Annotated in this window: 15 protein-coding genes and 1 pseudogene; 8 read left to right on the forward strand and 8 right to left on the reverse strand. The window is 52.1% G+C overall.

Annotated features, from left to right (window positions below; all coding sequences use genetic code 11):
- The coding region (locus Q0Z71_RS15965) for a hypothetical protein (RefSeq protein ID WP_298024899.1) at positions 1-239 on the forward strand (239 nt) is incomplete at its 5' end.
- A 163-nt stretch (positions 240-402) separates the two neighbouring features.
- On the opposite strand, the gene Q0Z71_RS15970 is transcribed toward Q0Z71_RS15965, so the two are convergent.
- From Q0Z71_RS15970 to Q0Z71_RS15990, 5 genes are all read right to left on the reverse strand, one after another.
- A complete protein-coding gene (locus tag Q0Z71_RS15970; RefSeq protein WP_298024901.1) occupies positions 403-1,992 on the reverse strand; it encodes a recombinase family protein in 1,590 nt (529 codons plus the stop codon).
- Positions 1,979-3,256, reverse strand: coding sequence for a recombinase family protein (locus Q0Z71_RS15975; protein WP_298024903.1), 1,278 nt, complete (start codon positions 3,254-3,256; stop codon positions 1,979-1,981). The genes Q0Z71_RS15970 and Q0Z71_RS15975 overlap by 14 nt, the downstream gene beginning before the upstream one ends.
- 183 nt (positions 3,257-3,439) lie before the next feature.
- Entirely contained in the window at positions 3,440-3,847 is a 408-nt protein-coding gene (locus tag Q0Z71_RS15980) for a helix-turn-helix transcriptional regulator (protein ID WP_298024905.1), read from the reverse strand.
- 196 nt (positions 3,848-4,043) lie between these two features.
- Positions 4,044-6,302 (reverse strand): DUF3987 domain-containing protein, encoded by a 2,259-nt coding sequence (locus tag Q0Z71_RS15985; protein WP_298024907.1) that lies wholly within the window; start codon positions 6,300-6,302, stop codon positions 4,044-4,046.
- Positions 6,303-6,318: 16 nt separating this feature from the next.
- Entirely contained in the window at positions 6,319-6,498 is a 180-nt protein-coding gene (locus Q0Z71_RS15990) for a helix-turn-helix domain-containing protein (RefSeq protein ID WP_298024909.1), read from the reverse strand.
- 138 nt (positions 6,499-6,636) lie between these two features.
- Between Q0Z71_RS15990 and Q0Z71_RS15995 the strand changes: the two genes are divergently transcribed.
- The 4 genes from Q0Z71_RS15995 to Q0Z71_RS16010 all read left to right on the forward strand — a co-directional run bounded on the left by Q0Z71_RS15995 (position 6,637) and on the right by Q0Z71_RS16010 (position 8,958).
- Positions 6,637-7,539: a hypothetical protein gene (locus Q0Z71_RS15995; protein ID WP_298024911.1), complete on the forward strand. Its 903-nt coding sequence runs from the start codon at positions 6,637-6,639 to the stop codon at positions 7,537-7,539.
- A gap of 370 nt (positions 7,540-7,909) precedes the next feature.
- Positions 7,910-8,116 carry a helix-turn-helix transcriptional regulator gene (locus tag Q0Z71_RS16000; RefSeq protein WP_298024913.1) on the forward strand — a complete coding sequence of 69 codons (207 nt, stop codon included), beginning with the start codon at positions 7,910-7,912 and terminating at the stop codon, positions 8,114-8,116.
- Between the two features lie 151 nt (positions 8,117-8,267).
- Positions 8,268-8,417, forward strand: coding sequence for a hypothetical protein (locus Q0Z71_RS16005; RefSeq protein ID WP_298024915.1), 150 nt, complete (start codon positions 8,268-8,270; stop codon positions 8,415-8,417).
- Complete coding sequence (locus Q0Z71_RS16010) at positions 8,404-8,958, forward strand: SLOG family protein (RefSeq protein ID WP_298024949.1); 555 nt, start codon at positions 8,404-8,406, stop codon at positions 8,956-8,958. Before Q0Z71_RS16005 ends, Q0Z71_RS16010 begins: the two co-directional genes overlap by 14 nt.
- Before the next feature lie 429 nt (positions 8,959-9,387).
- Here the strand turns inward: Q0Z71_RS16010 and Q0Z71_RS16015 are convergent, their stop codons facing one another.
- The 3 genes and pseudogenes from Q0Z71_RS16015 to Q0Z71_RS16025 all read right to left on the reverse strand — a co-directional run.
- Positions 9,388-10,164: an IclR family transcriptional regulator gene (locus Q0Z71_RS16015; protein ID WP_298024917.1), complete on the reverse strand. Its 777-nt coding sequence runs from the start codon at positions 10,162-10,164 to the stop codon at positions 9,388-9,390.
- A gap of 95 nt (positions 10,165-10,259) precedes the next feature.
- Positions 10,260-10,919: an IS1595 family transposase gene (locus Q0Z71_RS16020; RefSeq protein ID WP_298024951.1), complete on the reverse strand. Its 660-nt coding sequence runs from the start codon at positions 10,917-10,919 to the stop codon at positions 10,260-10,262.
- Positions 10,920-10,961: 42 nt separating this feature from the next.
- A pseudogene (locus Q0Z71_RS16025) lies at positions 10,962-11,066 on the reverse strand (transposase); the annotation flags it as partial.
- A gap of 375 nt (positions 11,067-11,441) precedes the next feature.
- Between Q0Z71_RS16025 and Q0Z71_RS16030 the strand changes: the two are divergent.
- From Q0Z71_RS16030 to Q0Z71_RS16040, 3 genes are all read left to right on the forward strand, one after another.
- Positions 11,442-12,635: an ABC transporter substrate-binding protein gene (locus tag Q0Z71_RS16030; RefSeq protein WP_298024919.1), complete on the forward strand. Its 1,194-nt coding sequence runs from the start codon at positions 11,442-11,444 to the stop codon at positions 12,633-12,635.
- A gap of 73 nt (positions 12,636-12,708) precedes the next feature.
- Positions 12,709-13,908, forward strand: coding sequence for an ABC transporter substrate-binding protein (locus tag Q0Z71_RS16035; protein WP_298024920.1), 1,200 nt, complete (start codon positions 12,709-12,711; stop codon positions 13,906-13,908).
- Positions 13,909-13,997: 89 nt separating this feature from the next.
- Entirely contained in the window at positions 13,998-14,870 is an 873-nt protein-coding gene (locus tag Q0Z71_RS16040; RefSeq protein WP_298024922.1) for a branched-chain amino acid ABC transporter permease, read from the forward strand.
- The last annotated feature ends 11 nt before the right edge of the window (positions 14,871-14,881 follow it).

Here is a 14,881-nt window from a genome sequence, read left to right on the forward strand (position 1 = left end):
CTCATAACCCGGAGGCCGGAGGTTCAAGTCCTCCCTCCGCAACCAAATCAGTTACCGTTGTTGATACAATTTCAACAACGGTAACTTTTTATTTATTACCGTTCTGGAGATGTTTTTGGAAGGAAACCGGGGATATTTCGAACATTTCCGGCCATAAGCAAATTGTATGCCCGGATTTGATGCGGCCATGGTCTGAAAAGACAGGGCTTGGTAAAATGACAATCGTTATAAGAATATAAACGATAAATTATTATTTTCTATATATACAGAACCGTCCATAGCCGGGTGCATCCTTGGCTGTGGACGGTTTTTCATTGATTCCTACGGGACAAAAAGGACAAAAAGGACAGAACCGAGTCGGCAGGATTATCCTTGCTGATCCGGTTCTGTCTTTGTAATATTTCATAGCCTTGTTACGATTTCCTTCCCGTCCTTGAAGTGGAACACCATCCGCTCGTCGGCGTGGACGGTGACGTGGTCGATGGTGCCCTGCCAGAGTTTTTCGTCGAAGGTCACGGGCAGGGTGTCCAGTTCACCCAGTTCGAACATCATGCCGCCGATGGTGATGGCGTCCGCCTTCATTTTGTCCCGCTGTTTCTGCAGTGCTGCCAGTTTGGCTTCGGTTTCCTCAAAGCGGCTGCACAGTTCGGCGTGGGTGGCACGGTAGGTTTCTTCGGTCACGGTGTTGGCGGCATTTTCTGTAATACACAGGCGCAGCATCCCGGTGATGGTAGTCAGTTCCTCTTCCAACGCCTGAATATCCGCATCAATGAAATCCGTATCCGTGAGCATCCGCTGGGCATAGCGAAGCTGGTCGATGGCAGCGTCCCGATCGGAAAGATACTCCCCAAGGGCTTCCAGGTATAGTTCCTTCATCCGCTCCTCAGTCAGGTGGGGTGTTTCGCATTTGCGTTCCCCTTTGAATTTGCCGTTGCATTGCCAAATAACACGGCGATAACGGTCGGTGGAGTGCCATGTTTTGGCACCGAAAATATCGCCGCAGTCGGCGCAGATGATCTTCCCGGAGAAGGGGCTGGTCTGATGGTGCCGGTTGCGGCTATTTTTGCGCCGTTCCATCTCCACCTGAACCTGCTCCCATTCCCAGGGCTCGATGATGGCGGGATGGCTGTCCTCCACATAGTACTGGGGAACCTCCCCCTCGTTGATCTTGGTTTTCTTGGTGAGGAAATCCACCGTGAAAGACTTCTGAAGCAGAGCGGAACCCTTGTACTTTTCATTCCGCAGGATGCTCTCCACGGTGGCCCTCTGCCAAACGGTCTTCTTACCGGGGGTGGGAATCCCCTCCTCCGTCAGCATGGTGGCAATGGCGTTGGTGGATTTCCCCTGAAGGAACTCGCGGTAGATGCGTTTGACGGTCTCCGCTTCCTCCGGGACGATCTCCGGCAGTCCGTCGGCACCTTTGCGGTAGCCCAGGAACTGGCCGTAAGGGATGCTGACTTTACCGTCGGAGAACCGTTTCCGCTGTCCCCAAGTGACATTCTCGGAAATGGAGCGGCTTTCCTCTTGGGCAAGGCTCGACATGATGGTGATGAGCAGTTCCCCTTTGGAGTCGAAGGTCATGATGTTCTCTTTCTGGAAGAAGCACTCACAGCCGGCCTCCTTCAACTTGCGGATGGTGGTCAGGCTGTCCACGGTATTTCGCGCGAATCGGCTTACACTCTTGGTCACAATCAGGTCGATTTTTCCGGCAAGGGCATCCCGGATCATGCGGTTGAAGCCGTCCCGGCGCTTGGTGTTGACGGCGCTGATGCCCTCATCGGTGTAAACTTCCACGAAGTCCCAGTCGGGATTCTCCTGAATGAACCTGGTGTAGTAATCCACCTGGGCTTCATAGGATGTGAGCTGTTCTTCGCTGTCCGTGGAGACACGGGCGTAAGCGGCTACCCGGCGGCGAACCCGCTCCTTGGTAGGTGTTTTGGTATGGATATTCAGTGTGGCGGGGATGACGGTGACATTTTTAGCTTTCGGCATGACGTTGTTTCCTTTCCCTTGTTTTCTCTCCGGCTGCCTGGCGCATTTCCGCTGTCCAACTCTCGGCACGGGAGCGGTCCTGCCACCGCTTCACGGCGTTGGTTCCGTCCTTGAGGGTGAACTCCAGAAGATTATCGTTGTGGGCTGTAATCCCCGTTATTTCGCCCGTATGCCCAACCAAGGCGGCAGTCTGTATCAGCTTTTCTTCGGGGATGGCTTTGGAGTAGCAGTAGGATTTGCCGTAGAAATTGTAGGTGGAGCAGATCCAGACCGGTCCCGTGGCGGTGGTTTTGCGGCGGTAGTGTTTGCCGCATATGGCGCAGGTGACAAGCCCCGTGAAGGGGGATGGTTGCTGTGGCTTGGTGGGGGCATACTTCTCTTTTCTCCGCCGGATCTCCGCCTGGACGGCATTGAAAGTCTCCAGCGGGATGATGGCTTCGTGGGTGTCCGAAGCATGATACCGGGGCAGTTCGCCCTGGTTTTTCCGGGTGACTTTGCTCAGATGATTCTCCCGGAATTTGGTCTGGAGCAGGAGATCCCCGGTATAGGCATAGTTGCGGAGAATTCGTTCCACGGCACTCTTGTGGAACACGCAGCCGCTCTGGGTGGCGTATCCGCTTTCGTTCAGCCGTTTGGCGATGGCGGTGACACCCTTTCCAGCCAGGTAGTCATCGAAGATGCTTCTGACGATCTCCGCTTCTTCCGGGACAATGGCCAGCTTCCCGTTCTCCCGGCGGTAGCCCAGCATGAAGAATCGCCAGGGGATGCCTTCTTCAAAGTTCCGTTTCACCCTCCACTTCTGGTTTTCGCTGGCGGAGAGACTTTCCTCCTGGGCATAGCTTGCCAGGATGGAAAGCATCAACTCTCCGTCAGCGGTGGCGGTGTCGATGGACTGTTCTTCAAAATAAACGCTGATGCCCAGTTCCTTCAGCTCCCGTACCGTTTCCAGAAGGGTCACGGTATTCCGGGAAAAGCGGGATATGGACTTTGTGATGATGTGATCAATTTTTCCGGCACGACAGTCGGTGAGCATCCGCTGGAAGTTCTCCCGGCTGTCTCTGGTGCCGGTCTTGGCTTCGTCGGCGTAAACGCCTACATACTCCCAGCCGTGATGGTGGCGGATGTAGGTGCTGTAATGATCCACCTGGGCCGCCAGGGAGTGGAGCATGGCATCCTTGCCGCTAGACACTCTGGCGTATGCCGCCACCCGGAGGGGCTTGGGCATCCGGGGTGCAAATTGGATTTGTTCTACGGTTCTTGACATGGTATCCTCCTTTGTATCAAGTATCGTCAGCTACATATATTGCTCGTTTCGGAGGATATAGCAAGTCCATATAGTGACGAATTTCAAATGAATATACTGTCCTGTTTCAGGCCGGTTTTCATGGCGAGAACGGCGTTTGCCCGGTCGCGGGTTTGGGCATCCAGCTCTCCCTCCCGGCAGAGATTATCCAGCATTGCGCAGAGTATCCGATACCGGATGAGATCTTCTTGCGTCGGCGTAACAGGGACGGGAGCAGTATTTACGTTTCCGGTTGCCATAGCTGATAAATTCCTTTCCGCAGTATTCGCAGGTCAGATGGTAATAGGCTTTTCGCTGCACCTTCTCCGGGTGGGCGTTCCACCAAGCGTTCCGGCACTTATCGGAGCAGAAGTATTTGGCCTTTCTGCCCTTCACCTGGAGAATGGGCTTTCCGCACTGGCGGCATTCGATCCGGACAGCATCTTCCGGCGGGTGGCGGCGGATGTAAGAACGAACGGTATTGACGGAGATCTGAAGGGCGAGCGCAATGTTCATGGCGGTCTTGCCACGGCTGCGCATGACATTCAGAATTTCGATTTCATGTTTGGTCATATTGAAACCTCCCGGGTTTAATTTTTGGGTAATTCCCCTTTTGAATTTGCGATTTTGTGCGTGAGACCCCACGCCCGTTGTCCGGCTATGATGGCACAGAGATTTGACCCGCCCCTGCCGGGTTATTCCCTCCGAAACTTATGCGAATTCGCGCATGAGGCCCCACGCCCGTTGTCCGGACAAGAAGCTCCGGAGATTATGACCGCCCCTCCCCGGCGCCATCCTCCAGCACAGCCGGATTGGTCAGGTAAACTTCCGAAGAACGCTGCCCGGCACCGAATGCCGGCTCCTTGGTTTTTTGAGCGATATAGCCATACTCGCACAGGCGGTTCAGAATCGGTTGAATGGAGTCCGCTGTCTTGAACCGACGGCACAGCCGCATGGCATCCCGGCGGGAGAACTCCGCAAGCCGCTCCCGTTTGATGGCGGAGAGCAGATACTGGGCGTTCTTGTTTACGGCATCGGCACCCATGAGGGAATATGCTGCTTTGGCGTGTTCCAGAAAGTATCTGCCGATGGTAACGGCGTTCTCCATGGTTGCTTTGTCGACGGAGTCGAACATGGAGTCCTTGGGATATTTCATGACGTGCAGAATGCCGCCAATACGCAGGACAGAACCCACAAACTTACCCGCCCAGTCGGGGATCTCCGCCAAGTCACCTTTCAGCCTGCCTTCCACCTCGTTGAACAAGGTTTTCAGGACTTCCTGGGCACCATCGTCCAGGCTGATTGGCTCCTGCTCATTGTCGCTGGAAAGAATTGCCTCGATCAGATCCTGATACCTGACTCTGACACCTTCCGGGATTGGTTCTGTGGAGAAAGAACGGCTGCCAACGGTGGACTTGGGCATGGCGTACAGGAACCGTGCCGTAAGGCCGCGACCACGGAAGGTGCTGTTGCTCATCAGCCCGTTCAGCACTTCCGGCTGTACCGCCAGTACCATGGTCAATGCCGGGTGGATGATGCTCTCGCTGGCTCTGCCGATCCGGTCAACCCGGATGGTATCGCCGCTGTGGCCTTTGAGGAATACATCGATATTCACGTTGCGGCTGTACAGGCCGCTGATGATATCGAAGATACCGCCCTCTGCGGAAACCACCGCCGCGCAACCGTTGTTCTCGGCCAGAACGGAAGTCAGCTTTTCGGAGGTCACATCGTCCACGAAGAGTCGGAGCGGTTTCACCGGTTCGTATTCGGCTATTTCTTTGGCCTTGTTCTTGATATCTTCCTCGGTTGCTTTACCCTTGGATGCCCGCTCCACCAGACTGCGCTTCTCCTTTTCCAGCTTGCTCAGTTCCATTTGGCTTTTGACGATTTCCGGGCTGCGCCGTTCGTTTTCCAATTTTTCAAATACTTCCACCGGGTGAATCATCATGGACAGCACCGAGGATTTTCGCTCCGCAGGTGGGAGGATGACGACCGTGTAGGTGTTGAGGGGTTCTGCCCAGTCCGCATTGCCCCGGATGAAGTATTTTCCCTGGCTGCACAGGGACACAACGCCCAGAGCCTCCACCGCCGCCATATCCACAGAGGTCTGGGTGGATTCCGCCACCGCCAGCACATAGCGGCGAATGACCTCCGGCAATGCGTCCACGGGAAATGTGGGAAGGTTATATTCGTCAAAGGGAATGGGCGTGTCCCAGACTACGGGGCCGGCACTGTTGTAAGCATCCGGTGGGACATACCCGGGCTGCTTGCAGATTTTGGCATAGAGCCGTTGCTTTCCTACCCAGATGCTTTCCAACTCCCGCTCCTCCAGGGGTGGGGAGCATTGCCCAGCAGCCTGGAGGAACAGCTCTTTTGCCTCCGGGGTATCGCCGTACCGTTTGATGATCCTGGCTCCGATCCGGGACATGGTGCTGTTACGGCTCCCCTCAGGAATGGTGTGCCTCATGTTGGCAAAAGCCTGTTCGTTCTCCAGGTCATCCAGAAAGGCATTCAGGGTAATCGTGCCGGGGTGATAGATGACCTGGGGATCTTCCGTGCCGAACAGGAACCGGGCGGCATCCATGGCGTTGGCATCGAAGAATGGAAATGCCGCCAACAGGCGCTGCTTCAGCGCCGTATAGCGGTCTGCATCCTGCTCCGGGTCAATGAGGAAAACAATATGAAACCGGGGACGGGCGCTTTTCTCGCCTTTGGGCTTCATGTGGTGGCGACTGTAATGCAGCACATAAGAAACATCGGCAAAGAGGTCTGCAATGTCCTCCGGGGTGACCCAGTCCGCTGCTATCTCAGAGTGGTCGTTGTCGCAGTCCCCGGGCAGGGCGTTGGCAACCTCAAAGTTTGCGGTGTTCCGATAGTTGTTTTTGTACCGGGCGCAGACCATGTCTGTGGAAAAGGCCAGCTTCGCGGAGAGCTCATCCGTGATTTTGACTTCATTGGGATACAGGCAGTTGGCCGCGTTGCCGATGCAATCTGCCGTGTATATGGTGATTGGTGTATTTTCGGCCATGGTGATCACCCCTTCCTTAGTTTTTCTTGTTTAGCCAATCATCCAGCGCAGAGCGTGCAATGAGCCACCGCTGCCCCACACGGCGATAAGGAATGGCTCCGCTCCCCAGCAGCCGCACCAGTGTGGGTACGCTGATTCCCAAGTAAGCTGCCGCTTCCTTGAGATTGAATACGGACTTGTGAGAACTCGTTTTCATATATTTCACTCCCTTCTCTTGTGTTTGGCTGTATTATCGCATATAATAGGAGCATAAATCTTTGCCCTATCGGTAAGAACAATGATGAAATACACAACTCTAACGGTAAGATTTTCGGTAATAAAGGAGCGTGACGCTATGGATCTGAAACGAGAACTGACGGATTATGAGATCGGCGGCATCGGAGACATAAAAAAACACACCCTCCGGTTCCATTCATACAGAATTGGAAACGAGGATGGTAAGCTAACGATATTTGCGGAATACACCCCCGGGCAATTTCCCAAGGTCTATAAGGGTTACCCTTCCGGGCAGGAGTTGCTGATTGAGCTGTGCAATCTGAACCTGGAACTTCGGAACAAGCCTCCAGAGGAGTGTGCACAGATTCTGATCCAGTGGAGTATGGAGAATATTCATCCTTACTATTTTTACGGAGATGATGTAGCGCACCTGGAAATGAACAACGATGATCCGAATGGCTTTTGGGACTGCATGGTGAATATGTTGGAATCCTATCGCGTTTTTGTGGAAGATATGGTGCGGGATTTGGAGCAGCTCTATACCGACACCATGACAGCATTCGCCATCCGTAGTCTGATGGAGGGCAAAGCTGCCGATGCCCAGAGGATCTACGACGGTGTCTGTGTGCCGGAACAGGAGAATCTGATCCGGGATTGGTACCGGACGGACAGCGTCCGCCGTCCTCTGGTGCTACAGCGGTTCATTGAGAAGATACCAAAACTGAATATGGGTCTGGAATATGACCTGTCCACTGGGCAGATCCAGCTTCAGCCCTCCGTCAAATCCGTGGTGGACGCAGCTTATTTTGGCCTTGCCAGATTCATGGCAGTGAACGCCAACGCCCTGGATGACTACGGCGGTAAAACCAATATTGCGTTCTGCCAGGCTTGTGGTAAGGCGTTCATAAAACGGGGAAACCGGCAGAAATACTGCGGAACGCTGGAATGCCAGAGTGTGAGGAATAAACTCAAATCAAAGGAGTATTACTACCGGGAAAGGGCAAAAAGAGGTACAAAATAATTGCTGTCATGCGGTGGCCCCAAGGGGGGTCAAAATCCCTACGCTCAATTTGTATAAAGACCGGCGCGGGGCTTCACGCAAATTTTTGCGTAATTCGCAAGGGGGGATACCCCAAAAACGGGAAACGGCTGACTGTACAAGCAAATTATCGGAGTGGATATGCCAAAAGGTAACGAAATCACACTTGGATATGTGCATGATTGGCACAGAGTTGAAAGGCGAAATGCTGCGATTTCTGTACCTTGCCGCAAGCATGAGTTCAACTATTTCGTTATATAATCGCACGATCTTGCGACAGCATCTTGAAAACTCTGACAAAATGTGATATGATTATTTTGTATACTTGTAATGTTGTCAGGAGGTTTCCTATATGGCCGTTTCGTATAACAGACTGTGGAAGTTGTTGATTGACAGAAAGATGAGCAAAGCCGATTTGCGCAAGGCTGCCGGACTGGCCCCCAATACCATGACAAAACTCCGCAGGGACGAACCTGTGGCCATGGGTGTGCTGGAAAAAATCTGCGGCACTCTGGATACGGACTTTGGGGACATAGTTGAGTATGTAAAAGAATCATAAGCACACAGAGAAAAAGTCCGATTTATTGGACACTGGAACTGATAGAGTATATTTGGTATCGCGTAACCATGTATGTGCCAGTGACAAGTCAGTTATCAATGAAGTGCGCTTTTCCCCCGATAATCCACAGAAGGAACATCAATATCTAACCTTGTCGGAGTATGAAGAAGCAGAGAGCCGCCGCAGGATCACCGCTATTCTGGAGCAGATGGAGGATCGAGGGGCTGCGTATTTGGACTACCTGGACGAATATTTCAGGGACTACCAGGAGCGGTGTGCCGAGATTGATGGATCATATTAAAAACTGCTGTGCGTTCACCGGTCACCGCCCGCGTAAATTCCCCTGGAAGTATGATGAAGCGGACAGCCGGTGCATGGCGCTGAAAGCGGTGCTGGCGGAACAGATCGCCGCCCTGGTGGACGCTGGTTTTACGCAGTTCCTGTCTGGGATGGCCGAAGGGACCGATGTATGGTCCGCTCTCTCCGTCCTGGACCTGAGAGAGAAAAATCCCGCGATCAAGCTCCACTGTATCCTCCCCTGCAAGGAGCAGGGGGACAAGTGGGTAGCTTCATCGCGGGACCTTTATCATTCTATCCTGGGCCAAGCGGATTCCATTGTCTACGTCAGCAGGGTCTACCACAAAAATTGTATGCTGGATCGCAACCGCTTTCTGGTAGACCACGCCGCCGCTCTGCTGGCCGTTTACAACGGAGAACGGCGCGGCGGGACGGCGGCAACTGTGCGCTACGCGCAGAAGATGGGCCGGGAGATCATCGTGATAGACCCTATTACCTGCTCTGTCTCCCATGGTGATATTGTGCCGGGGCCGGCACACTCCTGACGGGGCGCGGCTGCGCCCCGTTCTTCCTGCGCGGATGTGCGGGTTGGATGGCTCTTAGCGGCTTTGACGCTTAGAGCCATCACATCCCCCTTGTGGGGAAATGAGCGACTAACGGGAGCGGAAAAGCCACGCCGTCAGGCGTGTTCGACTGGACGCAGAGTAGCCAGTCCGGGGCTTGGGGGAACCCCAACAAGCGCATCGGGATACCCAAAAGGATATCCCGATGCCCTGCTTGCTTCCGTTATAGGAACTAACGCCCGGAACCATTGGACTCACAGAGAGCTTAGATAGATGTGTGGAATGTGGACGCTTTCACTGTTCAGGTCAATGCCACTACATTTCAGGATGAGCAGTTTTCCTCCACAAAGGCCCGCTACCAGTTCGATGCAGTATAGCTTATGGACAGACGGTGTATTTTCATTCTATATTCTATTGCCTTTGGTAGCCCAGTTCGTTGCTGATTTTCAGCGCCTGCTTTACCAAAGCATTGCCGATTTCCGAGATTTTTTCCTCATTGATCAGGGGGGCCAGCGCCATAACAGTCAACGCTGCGACAAGGCTGCCGCTGTCACCATAGATCGGCGCGCTAACAGAAACTATCTCGTTTTCGTTTTCCATATTTTCAATGGAATAACCACGTTTCATTACCTTTTCCAAATCTTTACGAAGGGCTAATGTATTGCTAATAGTATGCTCTGTAAAAGATGTCAGTGTATGTGTACGGAAGTATTCTTCCAATTCTGCCTGCGAAAACGCTGAAAGAAATATTTTGCCCGAAGCGCAGCAATAGAGAGGGCATCGGAATCCCTCATCTGCCGATACACGAATAGGGGATGATTGAGTCGGGTTAACGACAGCTAATGCTAGAGAAACATCTTCGTCCAGAATTGTTAAGCTGGTGGAGTATCCGTAAGTATCGGAGAATTCCTGCATAAAAGGTATGGAAATAGATTTTATGCTGAGGGTTTGAAAAAAAGAGGAGTACGCAAGGAAACGGTTTCCAAGCCGATATTCGCTGGTCTTTTCGTTTTGAATAATGTAGTGATTTTGCCGCAGGGTGTAGAGAATTCGATATATCGTGCTCTTGTTCAGCTGCACTCCTTTAGCAATCTCATTCAAGGGAGCTCCGTCCGGGTAGGAGATTAAGAACTCTAAAACCCGCAGAGAGTTCTCCAAAACAGCAATGGGTTTAACAGGTTCGGCCACAAGAAGTTCCTCCTAAGTTGTGACTTTTCTATAGCATATCATATTGTTTTACATTTTACAATTCCGTTTTATAAAAATGTATTATGCTTATCGACTTAACTCAGCACACCGCAAGATGTAGCAACGGCTCTGGTTAAGCGCAGGAAAATCTGATCGCCCGTCATACGGCGGTTGAAGCGGAAGCAGTATTCGTCCAGATAGGCCTGGAGCTTGGTGCATCTTCCGTGATAGGTTCCCAGCAGGAATGCCTTTAGATTGCTGATTGCCTTGTGTAGCCAATGCAGATCGTCAGTTTCGTATTTCTTTGCGCTCAGTTCTACGCCTTCCAGATTCAGATAGCTCCTGTAACCATCACACTCCACCTTGGTGTTTGGAGCAAAGTACTGGTCAATAATCTCCTGCAAAGTCTTTCCCTGCACATTTTCCACCGCCTTCATTCTGGCAAACAGAGGCGCCCCATTTTCTGCTTTGGATACGGCCACTACAATCTTGGCTTTATCTGTACCACGGCCACGCTTACCGTTGTGAGATGGCCCGCCAACATTGCCGTCATCCAACTCCACAATGCCGGAAAGTAGGTATTTTTTGTCTCTTTGGCCCATAGCAGTACGAATTCGATCCAGTAAATGCCACGCAGAATCATAGCAAATCCCCAGCGTATGGCTCAGCTGAACGGCAGAAATACCTCTTTTATCTGTTGCGCACAGATAGATTGCCCAGAACCAGAGGGTCAGGGGCAGACGTGTGCGGTGCATGACCGCTCCGGCAGTTACGGAGGTCTGGTTCAGGCAGGAGCGGCACTGGAAGGTGTTGCGACCGTGGATGGGATAGTATTCCACGCAGCCGCACTTGGGGCATATAAACCCATTGAGGAACCGCAGACGGAACAATTCCGCTCTGCAAGCATCCTCGCTGTTGTAACGGCGACGAAATTACTTGAATGTGATCTCAGCTGTGTGTGCCATAATGATGTCCCCCTTTTCGTTCTGGGAATATTATCGCACATCACCCGTCCAATAAAACGGACTCTATCAAGATATTGTGGCTTGCTGAGTTAAGTCGATAAGCATTAAATGTATTTATCCATTGTGCATGAAAGTACACAAAAAATTTTTTATAATCCTACAAATATGAGACATTTCAAATAAATCTTATTGACAGCGATAACAAAGAAACATATAATGTAAAAAGATGAAATGATATTTTACATAGTAAAATATTCAAAATCATCATTGGAACAAAAAAGAAAAACGGGAGTTATGAAAAGGAGGAAACAAATGAAACGAGCGAAAAAGATCTTGGCACTGGTTCTTGTACTCTCTTTTATCCTGGCACTGACATCCTGTGGTGAGTCGCCCGGCGCAGACAGCGCAGGTTCACCGGATGATACGTTGACGATTGCCTATATAGGTGCTTTGACCGGAGAATCTTCCGCTTGGGGAATTCCCGAGGCAAACACATTGCGGGTATTGGTGGATCAAATCAATGAGCAGGGAGGAATTGCTGGCCGCAAGGTAGTCCTCAACATATATGACAACCGCAATGACAATGTGGAAACGATCAATGCAGCTAAAAAGGCTATTGAAGTGGGCGGTGCAGACGTGATCGTCGGCTGTACAACTTCCGGGGCGGCGTTGGCGCTTGTCGGCGCTTGTGAAGAATATAAAGTTCCCTCTGTTGCTACCTGTGCGACCAATGCAAAGGTAACAGAAGATGAGAATGGAAACGTGCGCGAATGGACTTTCCGTGTTTGTATTTCCGATCCCACCTTGGGTTCTATCATGGCGCAGTATGCTTATGAAGAACTTGGATTGCGAAGCGTAGGTATTCTGCGGGAAATCAGCTCGGACTACTCTGTTGGTGTCAGTGACAATTTTGTTGAGACTTTCCAACGGCTTGGCGGCAAGATTTCTGGTATGGAGGCTTATACAACAGGTGATGTAGACTTCCGTGCACAACTTACTGTGTTGCACGAGCAAGCTCCAGATGCACTGTTTTTGCCAATGCAGTATAAGGAACTGGCGCTGGCTGCTGTACAGGCCAGAGATTTGAATATGGATGAGTTGTTTATTGGAACTGATGTCTGGGTGGCAAAGGACATTTTTGATCTTGCAGGAGATGCACTTACCGGCTCCTTTTTTGTTTGCACCGTTGACGGCGAGGATCCCCAGTTAGACGATTTCCGTGCAATGTATGAGGAGGTATATGGAGAGCCCTGCGACAGTACAGGGCAAAATGCCTACTTTGCTTATGATGCGTTCCAAGTAATCAAAGCCGCTGTGGAGGCAGCTGACAGTACCGACTCCGGTGCGATTCGCGACGCTTTGGAGACCGTAACCGACGTACCAGGACTGACCGGCCCGGTTACAATTCGGAAAGACCACAAGGTTATACGGCCTGCCTACATTTTTGAGGTAGAAACAGACCGCTTTGCCGTTGTTGAATCCTATATGGTGGACTATGGCGATTAAGTATTGACCAGTTTGTATGCAAGAAATCTTCCTAAATAATGGGAAAATAGAAAATGAAAGAAGGAAACATGCGATGAAAAAGCATCTGAAAAAATTGCTGTCTTTGCTCTTTGCACTGTCCTGCCTGCTCTCCTTGACAGCCTGTGGGGAGAAGGGAAATGACGGTGGGGGGAATCAGGCGGACGGCGATACGCTGAACATCGCCTATATTGGGCCGCTGACAGGTGAGGCCTCCGCTTGGGGCACCCCGGAGGCCAATACCTTAAAGGTCCTGGTGGATGAGATCAACGAGCAGGGCGGCATTGCCGGCCGCAAGGTGGTGCTGAGTACCTATGACAACCGCGGAGACAACGTAGAAACCTCCAACGCGGCCAAAAAGGCGATTGAGGTTGGCGGAGCGGATGTGATTATTGGCTGCAATGCCTCCGGCGCTACGCTGGCTCTGGCCGGTGTCTGTGAGCAGTATAAGATCCCCTCTGTAGCCACATGTGCCACCAATTCCAAGGTGACGGAGGATGACAGCGGGAATGTCCGCGAGTGGACCTTCCGCGTTTGTCTGGCGGACCCCGCCCTGGGCAATATTATGGCGAAGTATGCCTATGAGGAGCTGAACCTGCGCTCGGTGGGCATTTTGCAGGAGATCAGCTCCGACTACTCGGTGGGAATCAGCGATAACTTTATTGAAACCTTCCAGTCTTTAGGCGGAAAAATTGTGGGGACGGAGGCATATACCGCCGGCGATGTGGACTTCCGTGCCCAGATGACCGCGCTGCATCAGCAGAATCCGGACGCGCTTTTCCTGCCTATGACCTATAAGGAGCTGGCCTTGGCCACTGTGCAGGCGCGGGATCTGGGGATGGAGGAGCTGTTCCTTGGGCCGGACTGCTGGATGGCAGAGGATATTTTCGACCTGGCGGGCGGCGCCATCACCGGCTCCTATTTTGTCTGCACGGTGGACGGCAACGACAGCCAGCTGGATGGGTTCAAGGCCATGTACGAGGAAATCTACCACGAGCCCTGCGACGGCGCTGGTCAGAACGCCTACTTTGCCTACGACGCTTTCCAGGTTATCAAGGCGGCTGTCGAAGCGGCGGACAGCACAGAGCCTACCGCGATCCGCGACGCGCTGGAGACCGTGAAGGACGTGCAGGGCCTGACCTGCCCGATCACCATCCGGAAGGATCACAAAGTGGTGCGCTCCGCCATCATCTTTGAGGTGGGGGCAGAGAAATTTGAGGCGATCGAATCCTATATGGTGGACTATGGCGACTAACACGATAGCAGAGCTTCGGCAGGGAGTCCTCTCCCTGCTGAAGCTTAAATAAAGGCAAGTATGGTTTGAACACGCAAGGGAGACTTCTCATGTTTGTACAACAGCTGATTACAGGGTTGTCGGTAGGAAGCATCTATGCGCTGATGGCGGTAGGATACTCCTTAATCTACAGCCTCCTGAATTTTACCAATTTTGCACACAGCGCGTCGGTGCTGATCGGCGCCTATGCGGGGTATTATTACATTACTCTGGTAGTAGACAATCCCATCACTGCGGCGCTTTGTTCGCTTGTGCTGGGGGCTATATTGGCAGCATTGATCGAACGGATTACCTATCAGCCCCTTTTGGACAAAGGTGCAAGGCGGATTTACCTGCTGATTGCGGGCCTTGGCATCTCTATCATCGGTGAAAATCTGATTGTAGTGCTGATTGACGGTCGGTTCCACGCATATAAGACGGCGCTGTCATCCATGCCGGTATCCATTTTCGGCGCAAGTATTGGCGTGATCGATTTGATAATCCTTTTGGCCAGCGCAGTGGCGTTGTTACTGGTACAATTTTTAATCCAGAAAACCAAAGTGGGATTGGCTATTCGGGGGGCTGCGTTTGATTTGACCACCGCCTCCATTATGGGGATTAATGTGCGGCGGCTGATTTTGATTGTGTTTATTATAGCCGGTTCCCTTGCGGGGCTCTCCGGCGTGTTCCTCGGTATTAAATATACCGCCTATCCAACAATGGGAAATCTAACCAACAAGGCTTTTATCAGCGCGGTGGTAGGCGGCCTGGGCAGCCTGCCCGGCGCGGTGGTAGGCGCTTTGATCCTGGGTGTGCTGGAAACGATGATTTCTGCCTATGTCTCCTCGGCCATGCGCAATCTTTTTGCCTATGCGCTGCTGATTGTGATTCTGTTGATCCGGCCTTGGGGGCTGATGGGCAAGAGCATGGAAGATAAAGCATAGAAGGGGGAGAG

It is taken from the genome of uncultured Dysosmobacter sp. (assembly GCF_947631635.1).
In the GTDB taxonomy this organism is placed as follows: domain Bacteria; phylum Bacillota; class Clostridia; order Oscillospirales; family Oscillospiraceae; genus Oscillibacter.

Excerpts from the sequence above, each read along its gene's own strand:
- Q0Z71_RS15995 (WP_298024911.1), top strand. The coding sequence starts at position 6,637 with ATGGATCTGAAACGAGAACTGACGGATTATGAGATCGGCGGCATCGGA.
- Q0Z71_RS16035 (WP_298024920.1), top strand. The coding sequence starts at position 12,709 with ATGAAAAAGCATCTGAAAAAATTGCTGTCTTTGCTCTTTGCACTGTCC.
- Q0Z71_RS15975 (WP_298024903.1), bottom strand. The coding sequence starts at position 3,256 with ATGTCAAGAACCGTAGAACAAATCCAATTTGCACCCCGGATGCCCAAG.
- Q0Z71_RS16030 (WP_298024919.1), top strand. The coding sequence starts at position 11,442 with ATGAAACGAGCGAAAAAGATCTTGGCACTGGTTCTTGTACTCTCTTTT.
- Q0Z71_RS16000 (WP_298024913.1), top strand. The coding sequence starts at position 7,910 with ATGGCCGTTTCGTATAACAGACTGTGGAAGTTGTTGATTGACAGAAAG.
- Q0Z71_RS15985 (WP_298024907.1), bottom strand. The coding sequence starts at position 6,302 with ATGGCCGAAAATACACCAATCACCATATACACGGCAGATTGCATCGGC.
- Q0Z71_RS15990 (WP_298024909.1), bottom strand. The coding sequence starts at position 6,498 with ATGAAAACGAGTTCTCACAAGTCCGTATTCAATCTCAAGGAAGCGGCA.
- Q0Z71_RS15980 (WP_298024905.1), bottom strand. The coding sequence starts at position 3,847 with ATGACCAAACATGAAATCGAAATTCTGAATGTCATGCGCAGCCGTGGC.
- Q0Z71_RS15970 (WP_298024901.1), bottom strand. The coding sequence starts at position 1,992 with ATGCCGAAAGCTAAAAATGTCACCGTCATCCCCGCCACACTGAATATC.
- Q0Z71_RS16040 (WP_298024922.1), top strand. The coding sequence starts at position 13,998 with ATGTTTGTACAACAGCTGATTACAGGGTTGTCGGTAGGAAGCATCTAT.
- Q0Z71_RS16010 (WP_298024949.1), top strand. The coding sequence starts at position 8,404 with ATGGATCATATTAAAAACTGCTGTGCGTTCACCGGTCACCGCCCGCGT.
- Q0Z71_RS16020 (WP_298024951.1), bottom strand. The coding sequence starts at position 10,919 with ATGCACCGCACACGTCTGCCCCTGACCCTCTGGTTCTGGGCAATCTAT.